The following is a 13,613-nucleotide window of genomic DNA, read 5'->3' on the forward strand; positions in this document are numbered from 1 at the left end:
AACCTGACAAACTGCGATATGAGTGACCCTCTCCATGAAGATCATGACAGTCCTGTTCCGGGGATAACCCACAGATATCCAGACAGGGTACTATTACTTGTGAGTAATGTCTGCTCCATGTACTGCAGACACTGCACGAGAAAAAGAAAAGTAGGGGATATCGACAACATCCCTGATAAAGACATTATCATGAACGGAATAGAATATATCAGAAACCATCCTGAAATCCGTGACGTATTGCTATCAGGGGGAGACCCGTTTTTATTGAGTGATGATTATCTGGACTGGATCCTGTCCGAGATAAAAAAAATACCTCATGTTGAAGTTATAAGAATCGGTACAAGGACTCCTGTGGTACTGCCTCAGAGGATAACCGAGGATCTAATAGGTGTTTTAAAAAAGCACCATCCCATATGGATTAATACGCATTTCAACCATCCCAAAGAATTTACAGAGGAATCTATTGAATCAGTTATAAAACTAGCTGATGCAGGAATCCCTTTAGGAAACCAGTCAGTTCTTTTGGCAAGAGTCAATGACTGCCCTAAAATCATGAAAAAACTGGTTCACAAACTTGTTTCAAACAGGATTCGTCCTTATTATCTTTATCAGTGTGATCTTTCAGAAGGACTTAGTCACTTTAGAACCCCTGTGGGAAAAGGAATAGAAATTATTGAAAGTCTTATTGGGCACACAAGCGGTTTTGCAATTCCAAGGTATGTCATAGATGCACCTGGTGGAGGTGGTAAGATACCGGTCATGCCTAGTTATCTGATATCATGGTCTCAAAACAAAGTGATACTCCGTAATTATGAGGGGGTTATTACAACCTATAGAGAACCTGATAATTATAAAACCCAGCTGTGTGACGATGACTGTGACAATTGCAATCTCCACTTAAATCTTGACGGAGTAGTTGACTATAATAGTGTGGGAATAACCAAGCTTTTATCTGACAATAACGAAGATATATCTCTCACACCTAACAATAATGAGAGAGTAGAAAGAAGAGATTCTGAAGACATAGAAGAAAAAGATAAAATAGAAGAAATTTCAAACTCTCTTATACATCACGGAAAAAATAACGACAGAATATATCTTATGAAACTTGACAATAAAGATATTACTACCATATTTAATGATCTTTACAATCTCGCCTACAAAAATAGATACGGTAAAATTATCGCCAAGGTCCCTACAAATTCCTATGGTTATTTCTTAGAAAATGACTATACCAGAGAGGCTCATATCCCTTCTTTTTTTAAAAACGGTGAAAACCTGTACTTCATGTCAAAATATCTTGACGAAAACAGAAAAATCGAATCTGATGAAAAAATAGTTGAAAATGTACTCTATGATTCCAAAAATACAGAGACTTTAAATGATAGAAAGCTGGCAAATAAGTTTAAAATCCGTGTATGTGGTCACAACGACATTGAAGAGATGGCATCTCTCTATGAAAAAGTCTTTGAAACCTACCCTTTCCCTATACATGATGACAGCTACCTTGCAGAGACTATGAAAGACAATGTCATATATTTTGGCGTATGGGACGATAACAATAAACTTATCGCTCTTTCGTCTTCAGAAACAGACAAGGAAAGTCTGACTTCTGAAATGACTGACTTTGCCACTAGTCCTGAGTATAGAAAAACAGGACTAGCCAGTTTACTGCTTAAAGCAATGGAAGTGGAGCTGAAGAAAAGAAATTTCAGGATACTTTATACCATCGCCCGTGCAAAATCTCACGGTATGAACAAAGCTTTTTCTAAAAATGGATATGAATACACAGGCACATTGATTAATAACACCAACATATTTGGTAATATAGAAAGCATGAACGTCTGGTATAAAAACATCCTTTAAAACAAAACTTAAACAATAGAATTTTTCTGAGAATATTAATATCATTAAATTTAAAATTTTTAGAAACCTGTTAAAATATCATAAAATGATTTTTAACAGGTTTTTATTATGTTACAAAAAAAAATAACGAACGCTGTAAAATACTTTCTTTATTTTTTTCAAAAAACAGTAAAATTTTATTTGTTTTGTGATAAAAAAAATAAAAAAATAAAAAAATTTTTTAGATATAAACACTAGTATTTCCAGTGTTTTAAAAGGAATTCTTGTCAATTGAAACTTTCAAATCATGGCTTTTTATAATATTTTAAAAATACCGATTGACTATTAGAAAGAAAAGGAATAGAATGTCTCGTCCAGCTGAAAGGGACATATCAAAATTCTTTTTTTAAAAGATAATTTTATCCTGTGTAGTAAATAAATATTATGTAGATAGTTTTATTTAAATTCACTTATAAATTTAGTAAAAAACATCATCAGTCAGATGATAAAAAAGGAGGAGATATGACTAAGTTAAATCAAAACATGACCCCGCTATTTTCTACATTGAAAGATGTATATGCAGAGAGAGGAATCGTCCCCTTTCACGTACCGGGTCACAAAAAGGGTGCAGGAATGGATAAGGAGTTTTTTGACTTCATAGGCAAAAATGCTTTTTCCATAGACGTTACTATTTTTAAAATGGTAGACGGACTGCATCAGCCAAAAAGCTGTATAAAAGAAGCTCAGGATCTTGCTGCCGATGCTTACGGAGTAAAGAAAAGCTTTTTCGCAGTTAATGGTACATCTGGTGCTATCCAGGCAATGATCATGTCAGTTGTAAAATCAGGAGAGAAAATTCTTGTTCCGAGAAATGTTCATAAATCTGTGACCGCAGCTATAATTCTAAGTGGTGCAGAACCTATCTATATGAACCCTGAGATTGATGACGACTTGGGAATTGCACATGGTGTGAAACCTGAAACAGTTGAAAATATGCTAAAACAGCATTCTGATATAAAAGCTGTACTTATAATAAATCCTACATATTACGGTGTCGCCACAGATATCAAGAGAATTGCTGATATTGCACACAGCTATGATATACCTCTGATTGTAGACGAGGCTCACGGACCACATCTTCACTTTCACGAAGACCTGCCTATCTCTGCAGTAGATGCAGGAGCAGATATCTGTGCTCAGAGTACTCACAAAATAATTGGTGCCCTCACTCAGATGTCACTTTTACATGTAAATTCTGACAGAGTTGACCAAAACAGAGTACAGCAGATACTCAGTCTTCTACATACAACTTCACCTTCATACATATTAATGGCGTCTCTTGACTGTGCAAGAAGACAGATTGCCACAGAAGGAAGAGAATTACTTACTAGAACCATTGGCCTTGCTCATAAACTGAGAAGCCAAGTAAATAAAATTCCTGGAATTTCATCTTTCGGAATAGAGATTGTGGGAAGAGAGGGTATCTATGCCTTTGACCCTACTAAATTAACAATAACTGCCAGAGACCTTGGTTTGACTGGGTTTCAGCTAGAGACATTATTAGTGGATGAATACAATATACAAGTCGAATTATCTGACTACTATAATGTACTTGCTTTGATCACCTTAGGTGATTCTGAAGAAAGTATTAGCAAGCTTAGTGATGCCTTGACTTCCATAAGCGAAAGGTTCTTCGGTAAAGATGAGATTAATAGAAAATCTCTTAAAATGCCTGCTATTCCTGAAGCTGTACTTATCCCAAGAGAAGCTTTTAACAGTGAAAAGAACAAAGTTCTCTTCGCTGAAAGTGAAGGTAAAATCTGCGGAGAGCTAATAATGGCATATCCTCCTGGAATACCTATTATATGTCCTGGTGAAAGAATAACTGAAGATATAATAGAACATATAAAAGAACTTAAAGAAGCCGAACTGCACATTCAGGGAATGGATGATCCTGAACTTGAATATATAAATGTAATCGAAGAAGAAGATGCAGTATATATCTATACAGAAAAAATGAAAAATCAGCTCTTTGGTGTCCCTCTGAATCTAGGAGCAAACAAAACAGGAATCGAATTCGGACTAGAAGCCCTTTGGGACAACTATCCTGATGTATTCGATGAAATGGAAGTTATTGAGATTGAAAGACAGAAAGAGGATTTCTCTGTTCAGAATCTTAGATATAAAAATACAATTCTTGATACGTGTGAGAGAGTCGCTCATACTGTAAACATGGCTGTAAAAGACGGTTATAGACCTATCACAATAGGTGGAGACCACTCTATCGCTCTAGGAACTATATCAGGAGTAGCCAAAGAAAAAAATATAGGGGTTATCTGGATGGATGCCCACGGGGATATGAATACCAACGAGACTACTCTCACAGGAAATATCCACGGAATGCCTCTTGCTCTGCTACAGGGTATAGGGGACACGGACCTATGCAACTGCTTCTTTGATGGTCCAAAAATAAAAAGTGAAAACGTTGTATTATTTGGTGTAAGAGACCTTGATGAGCAGGAAAGAGAAATTATAAATAAGACCGGAGTAAAGGTAGTATTCTATGATGAGATCGCTCAAAGAGGTATAGATGTGGTGCTCGATGAAATCAAAGAGTACTTAGAAGTAGATAACTTACACATAAGTTTCGATATAGATGTTCTTAATCCTGAATATGCTCCTGGAGTCAGCCTCCCAGTAAGAGGTGGATTTACTCCTGACGATATATTCCATAGTTTCAAATATTTATTTAAAAATTATACTATAACCTCTGTGGATATAGTAGAATTCAACCCGATTTATGACAGAAACAGTAAAACAATGGAGTTTGTAAAAGAGCTCACTGAGTATGTCAAAAATCCTGATTAAGTTGCTACACAAAATTAATTATAAAATTCTGGAGGTTTCAAAATGAAAAAATTCTTAACTATCGCATTACTTGCTATCACTATGGTTGCTTGTGGACAAAAAGAACAGGCACCAGTTGAGCCAGTTCAAACTGAAGTAACTACTGAAGCTGCTGCTGAAGTAACTACTGAGACTACTGAAGTAGTAGCAGAAGAAGCTACTGAAGTAACTACTGAAGCTGCTGCTGAAACTACATCTAAGTAATCGATAGTGTATAAAAAAACTGGGGCTCATGCCTCAGTTTTTTTATACCTAAAATACAGCTCATCACTATAAAATATAAATTTTAATTTAATATCCAACATGTATAATTTTTTTAAAAAAATCCCCATGAAAAGTTAAGTTCTCTGAACTTCATTTTCCATGGGGATTGTCTGTTTCATTTAACCTTATTTTAGTGCTTCAATAATTAGATAAATTTGCTTCTCTTTACATAATTTAAATCATTACCGTTAACAAATAAAACACTTCCATTTTTTATAGTGTCTATAATCTCTGGTGAAAGCTTTTCCGGCAGTGCAGGACAGCCCCAGCTTCTACCCAATCTTCCGCTGGTCTTTATGAAGTCAGGATTTGCATAATCTGCAGCGTGGATAACTATCGCTCTCTTTCTTGCATTATCGTTTATTCCTTCTTCAAGACCTTCTAACCTCAGAGAATAACCTTTGCTTCCTACATAGGTTTCATCTGTAAGAAAAAAACCTACTGAACTTTTGTGAGAATCGATATTATTTGAAAATTTTTCAGCAAAAACATCACCTGTTTTTGCTCCGTGAGCAACATAAGTTTCGTAGAGTAACTTTTTGTTTTCAATATCCAGTACAAAAAATCTTTGTTCGGTGGATGGTTTTGTAAAATCGATAATGGTTAGAATACTGGCATTTTTCTTTTCCTTTATCTTTTTGTACCCAACTATAGCATTTTTAAAAATTTCAAAACTAACCTTTTCTTTCAGGTTAATTTTAGCATACAGATCTTTTAAATCAAAGTCGTTGGGAGTAAAAGCATAAGAAGTAGAGGATAACAACAAACTTAAAAGAACTATAAACTTAATCATTTTCTTTCTCATAAGTACCTCCTGATAATTGTACGATGGATAAGTTCCAATTATATTATAGCTTTTTTTTTAAAAATCAAAAAGATTTTTTTTTAAATCCACTAAAAATTTTGATAAAGAAATTTAAAAAACAACTTTTAAAAAATTAATATTTTTAATTATATAATTATTTTACAGAGTTTTTTACTAAATGAATATGTATAATATTTTAAATAAACTAAATTATATTTTTAAATATCCATTTATTATAGGACTTTATTTCTAAAGTGTTTACCCCTATACATTATTTTTTCAGACAGACTATTCATTTTTGTTAGAAAAAATGAATAGTCTATTTTTAGTTTCTCAACTCAACTTTTTATCACTGGAGAAGAATCAAGATCAAAAGGGTTCTTTCTGTATGATAAAGAAAAAAGATAAGGGTAACTTTTTCTCAAATGATTCATATGCTGAATCCATTGAAGTTTTATCTCTGAGTACGCCCTATCCAGATCTCCAGTAAGATGTTGATAATCCTCTTTTGGAAGATCCATAAGACTGTCTCTGCACCTCAATTCTTCAGCTAAGTGGAAAGAGGACCATAAAAGATCTGTAAAACTCTCGTGTTCCATTAAGTTTGGATTCTCAAGAAATCTTAATAAAAGGTTTCTTTTCTCTTCTAGAAATAAACTCAATTTTTCCCAATCAACTTTTTCATAACTAAATTTACTTTTGTGGGACTCGAGAACCCCGCATATTTTGTCAAATTCTTCTTTTGATGAATGATCTGTTACAGAAAGCTGGGGCTGTATTTTTCCAATCTCCTCATCCGTACTTGAAAGCATCTGAAGAAACTCTGTCCCCACTTCACTATAAAATACCCCTATAACCATATTTAATTTTTCCATCCGTTCCTTTTTCTCTTTAGATTCTAAAACCCTGTGAATAATCAGACTAACCAAGAGAACCTCAATGAATAAAAATGCGATATCCTCTATTAAAAAAACAAAAATATGATGTGCATCTTTAAATAAAAAATATTCTAAAAGATAAAAAGATACTGACAGCATTATCAGTAACAACCCCACATAAAATTTCCAGCTTAAACGCTTCAACTTGTTCATCCCCCCTATACTTTATATAAAACTTGTCTTTAAACAGAAATCTTTGATACTTCTTTCCCCAAAGATCTTAAACATTCTAGCACAGGTTAAAATAAAATTCTATTTCAGAATAGATTTCATTTATAGATATCTGAAAGTTTCAGTAAGCCTATACACTCCATTTTTATTAAACTTTTAAAATTATTGTATACTAAAAAATATATAATTTATTCAGAAATCATACTTTTTTTTAAGTAACTATCCCATAAAAGTAGTCTTTAATTGTAAGTATATAAAGAATAAATTTTATTTTATCTGGAAATATCTTTATGATAGTGTGTAGGACTATTTTTAATTGGTCTAGTGAACTTTCAATAAAATTTATGCAGAAGAACTGACCTATTCAAGTTTAGTTAGCTGCATATTTTTTATTAAGTTATTAGAACTATATATTTTTTTTAGAAGGGAGAGAAGTAAATGGGTAGGTTTATAATAAAACGTATGATACAAATGTTCATTACCCTGTATCTTGTAGTCACGGCTACTTTCTTTTTGATGCACGCCATACCTGGAGGTCCTTTTACAAGGGAAAAACCTCTGCCGCCTGCAGTTATAAAGGCACTTGAAGAAAAATTCAAGTTGAATCAGCCTCTGCACATGCAGTATTTTGATTATGTCAAAGGGGTCTTCACTTTTGATTTCGGACCATCATTCCAAAAGGTAGGTGTAGATGTAACCGATATGATTCTTGAGGGCCTTCCAGCCTCTGCAAAAATAGGGATGCTGGCAGTATTGGTGGTTCTGCTTATCGGAATTCCTCTTGGTATTATATCAGCACTGAAGCAAAATAAGTGGGAGGATTATGTAGTAACCATTCTGGCCACAATTGGTGTAACTATTCCTAGTTTTGTTGTAGCTACATTAATTATATATGTATTCAGTGCCAAGCTTCAGATACTTCCGTCTTTCGGACTTAAGACCTGGAAACATTTTATCGGACCAGTCATTGCTCTCAGCGGATTTTCTCTTGCCTTTGTTGCAAGGCTTACTCGTTCGAGTATGCTTGAGGTTCTGCAACAGGATTATATAAGGACAGCGAGGGCTAAGGGCTTGTCTGAATTCGTGGTAATAGGAAAACACGCACTTAAAAATGCTCTTATTCCTGTCATTACTTATGTAGGTCCTATGATCGCTAGTATCCTCACAGGATCGTTTGTAATTGAGAAAATTTTTGCCATCCCTGGGATGGGGAAATATTTCGTAGAAAGTGTAGGTAACAGAGATTATACAGTAATAATCGGTGTAACTGTATTCTATGCAGCTTTCTATATTATTATGGTCTTTATAGTGGATATCATATACGGTATCATAGATCCGAGAATAAAACTGCATGATTAGGAGGGAGTCATTTAATGGATAACAGATGGGAAAGAGTTCCTAAAGAAAGCCTTGAAAAAGAAAAAGTTGTCAGACCCAGCCTGACTTATTGGCAGGATGCCTGGAGAAGACTAAAACAAAATAAACTTTCCATGATTGGTTTAGTTACAATAATCTTATTGTTTATTGTCGCAATTTTTGGACCGATAGTTTCAAAATTTAGCTACGAAGATCAAAATCTGAATCTTGGAAATATACCACCTAGATTTGAAATCTATAAAGTAGATGACAACAATTTCTTTTATGTCCACTCAGAATATAAACTGATCTCTGTATCAGAAAAAGGTGAGCTTTTTGATATGATCACTCCTGTGAAAGATGACTTCATAGGTCTGAAAAAAGAGTATGAAATAGACGGAAACAAAGTTGTTTTAGATTTTAAAAACGCAAAAAACGCAAAGGATAACCCGGATATAAAAAAATATCAGGTATTTGTAAATGGTAAAGAAACTGAAGCATTGAAAAAAGTCCTTAACAAGACTTATATTTTTGGAAGTGACGCTCACGGAAGAGACCTCTTCATAAGAGTCTTATACGGAGCTAGAATTTCACTTACTGTAGCTGTTATGGCTACTATGGTAAACTTCTTTGTTGGAATACTATATGGTGGTATTTCCGGTTATATAGGTGGTCGTACAGATTCACTTATGATGAGATTCATAGACCTTATAAGCACAATACCTCTGCTTCTTTATGTAATCCTTCTCATGGTAATCATAGCTCCAGGTCTCAAAACCATTATTTTGGCCATGGGTATCACCTACTGGGTAGGTATGGCAAGGATAGTAAGAGGACAGGCTCTTTCCATAAAGGGGCATGAGTATGTCCTTGCAGCTAGGACTCTAGGGGCCAGCAATGCCAGAATACTGATAAGGCATATTATTCCAAATGCATTGGGACCTATCATTGTTTCACTAACTATGATGATACCAAGTGCAATATTTACGGAATCATTCCTCAGTTTTATTGGTCTTGGAGTATCTGCTCCTCAAGCATCTTGGGGTACTCTTGCAAGTGATGCCCTAGGTGGATTAAGGTCATATCCTTACCAGCTTATATTTCCATCTCTGGCCATCAGTATAACCATGCTTGCATTTAATTTCCTGGGAGACGGATTGCGTGATGCTCTGGATCCTAGACTACGTAAATAGATAAGGGGTGTTTTGATTTGTCGGATAAATTATTAGAGTTAAAAAATGTAAAAACCTCTTTTTACACTCATCTTGGAGAAGTCCAGGCTGTAAGAGGAGTGAGTTATCATCTTGAAAGAGGTGAGGCTCTCGGTATTGTAGGAGAATCTGGTAGTGGTAAAAGTGTTACTTCTATGTCAGTAATGGGGCTTCTTCAGCACCCGGGAAAAGTTAAAGAAGGTGAAATTTTCTTTAAGGGAGAGGACCTTCTGAAGAAAAACGGTAAAGAGATGATGGCTATCAGAGGTAATGAGATTGCCATGATATTTCAGGATCCCATGACATCTTTGAACCCTGTATACACTATAGGGGATCAGATCATGGAGGCTATAAAAATACATCAGAAAGTTTCAAAAGACGAAGCCAGAAAGAAAGCAATAGAAATGCTTACTTTGGTTGGAATCCCAGATCCAGAGAGCAGAGTAGACAATTATCCACACGAATTTAGTGGTGGTATGAGACAAAGAGCGATGATAGCAATTGCCCTTTCTTGTAAACCGGACCTGCTCATAGCAGATGAACCGACTACTGCTCTTGATGTTACAATACAGGCTCAGATACTAAAGTTAATGAAAGATCTAAAAGAAAAAATAAATACATCTATTATACTTATCACTCACGACCTCGGAGTAGTGGCTGACGTATGTTCTAGAGTTATTGTTATGTACGGAGGATTGATAATGGAGGAAGGGACTACAGAAGAGATCTTCTATAGACCAAAGCATCCCTATACAATGGGGCTCTTGAAATCTATCCCAAAACTTGTAGAGGAAGAGAGGCTTGTTCCTATAGACGGTACTCCTCCGGATCTTCTGAAGCCGCCGTCAGGCTGTCCTTTTGCAGCTAGATGTGACTACGCTATGAACATCTGCTTGGAAGAAAAACCAGATTACTATTCTTCTAGTGTGAACCACAGGGCTATGTGCTGGCTTCTTGATGAAAATGCTCCACATGTAGAAGTAGATACTGGGGTAAGAAGGGGGGCTAAATAAGTGTCTGATATAAAAAAGGAAGATATACTTTTAGAAGTAAAGAACTTAAAGAAATATTTTGAGTCGAAAAAAGGTTTCTTTGGAAAAAAAATCCAGCAAGTAAAAGCTGTGGATGATGTGAGTTTTTATATAAAGAAAGGTGAGACCTTCGGACTGGTGGGCGAATCCGGATGTGGTAAATCAACTACCGGAAGAACTCTCATAAGACTTTATGATGTGACCGGAGGAAACATCATTTTTGACGGGCAGGATATCAGCAGTCTAAAAGAAAAAGACCTGAAGCCCTTTAGAAAAAAAATCCAGATGATATTTCAAGACCCATATGCATCGCTCAACACCAGAATGACCGTTGCAGACATTGTAGGAGAACCATTAGATATTCACGGTCTTGCAAAAGGTCAGGACAGACAAAACAGAATATATGAACTCCTGGAAAAGGTAGGCCTCAGCAAGGACCACGCCAGCAGATATCCCCATGAATTCAGTGGAGGTCAGAGACAGAGAATCGGTATAGCCAGGGCTCTTGCAGTAAATCCTAAGTTTATAATCTGTGATGAACCTATCTCTGCCCTGGATGTATCCATACAGGCACAGGTAGTAAACATGCTTGAAGACCTTCAGAAGGAATTGGGACTTACTTATCTTTTCATCGCCCATGATCTTTCCATGGTAAAACATATCTCTGACAGAATAGGGGTAATGTACCTTGGTAAAATGGTCGAAGTAGCAGAAAGTGACGAGCTGTATGAAAAGCCGGCTCACCCCTATACCCAGGCACTTCTGTCCTCTATCCCCATCCCAGACCCTGAGCTGAATGCTCAGATGGAGAGAGAGATTCTAGAGGGAGATGTCCCTAGTCCTCTGAACCCACCTAGCGGATGCAGATTCAGAACCAGATGTAAGTACGCTAAAGATATATGCTCACAGGAAGAACCGCTTTTACAAGAAGTCGCTCCTGGACATATGGCAGCTTGTCATTTTGCAAAGGATTTTTACAAAAATAAGTAGTTCACTGTTAAACAAATTAACATAAGGGAGGAAAAACATTGAAGAAAAGATTTATGATGTTAGGAATTTTACTATTATCACTTCTCATGGTAGCATGCGGTGGTAAAAAAGACGCGTCAAAAGGAAAAGATGCAGAGCAGGTACTTGTATTCAACCTTGGAGCCGAGCCAAAAACTGTAGACCCACAGCTAAACTCAGCAACTGACGGAGGTATCGTTATCAACAATACTTTCGAAGGTCTTATGAGAATGAATGCTGAAGGTATGCCAGTTCCTGGTACAGCAGAATCATATGAAGTATCTGAAGACGGTACAGTTTACACATTCCATATCAGAGAAAATGCTAAATGGTCTGATGGTCAGCCTGTAAAAGCTTCTGATTTTGAATATGCTTGGAAGAGAGCCCTCAACCCTGCAGTTGCTGCTGAATACTCTTTTCAGCTATATTACATCAAAGGTGCTCAGGAGTACTTTGAAGGAAAAGCTCCATTAGGTGATGTCGCTATAAAATCTGTAGACGATAAAACTTTAGAAGTTACACTTGTTGGTCCTACTCCATACTTCCTGGCTCTTACTACATTCTATACTTACATGCCTGTAAGAGAAGATGTTGTTGCCAAGAAACCTGAAGGTTGGGCAAAAGACACAACTATTGCTGTTTCAAACGGACCTTTCGTAATCAGCGAATATGCTCCTTCAAGCAAAATAGTTCTTCTTCCAAATGAAAATTACTGGAATAAAGAAAACGTAAAGCTGGATAAAATAATTTTTGAAGAGATAGTAGATCAGACTACTGCCCTTACAGCTTATGAAAATGGAGAAGTAGATGTCCTTAGAGAAGTTCCTCAACAGGATATCCCTAGACTTCAGCTTGAAGATTCTACTTTCTCAATAGCTCCGTTTTTAGGAACTTACTACTATATTTTCAACGTGAACAAGGAACCAACTAATGACGTAAATGTAAGAAAAGCTTTAACATATGCAATAGACAGAAAAGCACTTGTTGAGCAGGTTACAAAAGGCGGACAACAGCCTGCCACTGGATTCGTTCCCACTGGTCTTTTTGATTCAGAAGGAAAAGATTTCAGGGCAACTGCTGGAGACTTTGGTATCAGCACAACAGCTGATATTGCAAAAGCAAAAGAATATCTTGCAAAAGCCGGCTATGCTGACGGTAAAGGGTTCCCAAAACTTACTATCATATATAACACTTCAGAATCTCATAAAGCCGTAGCTGAAGCTATACAAGAGATGTGGAAGAAAAACCTTGGAATAGATGTAGAGCTTATGAACCAGGAATGGGCTGTATTCCAAGATACCAGACACGTTGGTAACTTCGAGATAGCAAGAGCAGGATGGATCGGTGACTATGCTGACCCTATGACATTCCTTGATCTGTGGACATCTTATTCTGGAAATAATGATGCACAGTGGAAATGGACTACTGATAAAAAGAAATTTGCTTCTAACAAAGAATATGATACTCTTATAGAGAAATCCAAAGTAAGTCAAGGAACTGAAAGAGATGCTCTTCTCTATAAAGCTGAAAAAATACTTATGGATGAAATGGTAACTATGCCTATTTACTACTATACTGGACCTATAATGGTAAAAGAATATGTAACTGGATGGGAAAGAGATATCTTAGGAACATGGTATTTCGGAAACGCAGAAGTTCAAAAATAATATCAAAAGTAAGGCTGCGGCCTTACTTTTTTTATTCTCATTAGTTAAGATATTTATTAAATTATTGAATTTACACAGAAGTCTATTACTTTTCTCTTAACAGAAAAGTAACCAAAAGGTCAAGAATTTTCAAATGTCTAGGAAGTATATGTTTTTTTTAACGCCTTTGTAAGCTACAGTCCTCGGTACCCTGCGGAACTTATTCTGTAGGACGGCTGAGTGCAGGTTTTTTCCTGTATAAGCCCTGCGACTTGAAATTCAAAATAGAGAAAGAATAATATCAACCTAAATAAAAAGCATGCGCTTGGTTATTCTTTAACTTATCGTGCTAAAAAGGTTTTAAATATTTTGGCCATTGACAAAATAAGCGTTAAAAATGACCGAAGTGAAATCCTTAGTAAAAATCGACT

10 protein-coding genes are annotated in these 13,613 nt (G+C 35.9%); 8 read left to right on the forward strand and 2 right to left on the reverse strand.

The genetic code is table 11. The features are described from left to right. The 3 genes from ablA to ABZA26_RS00935 all read left to right on the forward strand — a co-directional run. On the forward strand, window positions 1–1,866 hold a 1,866-nt coding region (ablA, locus tag ABZA26_RS00925), incomplete at its 5' end, for a lysine 2,3-aminomutase (protein ID WP_372712643.1). A 501-nt stretch (window positions 1,867–2,367) separates the two neighbouring features. After that, window positions 2,368–4,713, forward strand: coding sequence for an aminotransferase class I/II-fold pyridoxal phosphate-dependent enzyme (locus tag ABZA26_RS00930; protein WP_372712644.1), 2,346 nt, complete (start codon window positions 2,368–2,370; stop codon window positions 4,711–4,713). Window positions 4,714–4,794: 81 nt separating this feature from the next. Then, window positions 4,795–4,956, forward strand: a complete 162-nt coding sequence (locus tag ABZA26_RS00935) for a hypothetical protein (protein WP_372712645.1) — start codon at window positions 4,795–4,797, stop codon at window positions 4,954–4,956. Between the two features lie 205 nt (window positions 4,957–5,161). Here the strand turns inward: ABZA26_RS00935 and ABZA26_RS00940 are convergent, their stop codons facing one another. Beyond that, window positions 5,162–5,821, reverse strand: a complete 660-nt coding sequence (locus tag ABZA26_RS00940) for a murein L,D-transpeptidase catalytic domain family protein (protein WP_372712646.1) — start codon at window positions 5,819–5,821, stop codon at window positions 5,162–5,164. A 338-nt stretch (window positions 5,822–6,159) separates the two neighbouring features. Then, window positions 6,160–6,903, reverse strand: a complete 744-nt coding sequence (locus ABZA26_RS00945; RefSeq protein ID WP_372712647.1) for a hypothetical protein — start codon at window positions 6,901–6,903, stop codon at window positions 6,160–6,162. Between the two features lie 465 nt (window positions 6,904–7,368). Between ABZA26_RS00945 and ABZA26_RS00950 the strand changes: the two genes are divergently transcribed. Genes ABZA26_RS00950 through ABZA26_RS00970 form a run of 5 tightly spaced genes read left to right on the forward strand, consistent with a single transcriptional unit; the run spans window position 7,369 to window position 13,203 of the window. Beyond that, a complete protein-coding gene (locus tag ABZA26_RS00950; protein ID WP_372712648.1) occupies window positions 7,369–8,289 on the forward strand; it encodes an ABC transporter permease in 921 nt (306 codons plus the stop codon). Window positions 8,290–8,303: 14 nt separating this feature from the next. Then, window positions 8,304–9,479, forward strand: a complete 1,176-nt coding sequence (locus tag ABZA26_RS00955; RefSeq protein ID WP_372712649.1) for an ABC transporter permease — start codon at window positions 8,304–8,306, stop codon at window positions 9,477–9,479. A gap of 17 nt (window positions 9,480–9,496) precedes the next feature. Continuing rightward, window positions 9,497–10,510, forward strand: a complete 1,014-nt coding sequence (locus ABZA26_RS00960; RefSeq protein WP_372712650.1) for an ABC transporter ATP-binding protein — start codon at window positions 9,497–9,499, stop codon at window positions 10,508–10,510. Continuing rightward, window positions 10,511–11,518 (forward strand): ABC transporter ATP-binding protein, encoded by a 1,008-nt coding sequence (locus ABZA26_RS00965; RefSeq protein ID WP_372712651.1) that lies wholly within the window; start codon window positions 10,511–10,513, stop codon window positions 11,516–11,518. It abuts the gene before it with no gap. A gap of 38 nt (window positions 11,519–11,556) precedes the next feature. Then, on the forward strand, window positions 11,557–13,203 hold the full coding sequence (locus ABZA26_RS00970) for a peptide ABC transporter substrate-binding protein (protein ID WP_372712652.1): 1,647 nt from the start codon (window positions 11,557–11,559) through the stop codon (window positions 13,201–13,203). The last annotated feature ends 410 nt before the right edge of the window (window positions 13,204–13,613 follow it).

The sequence above is a fragment of the Ilyobacter sp. genome, assembly GCF_041583315.1.
Classification (GTDB): Bacteria; Fusobacteriota; Fusobacteriia; order Fusobacteriales; family Fusobacteriaceae; genus Ilyobacter.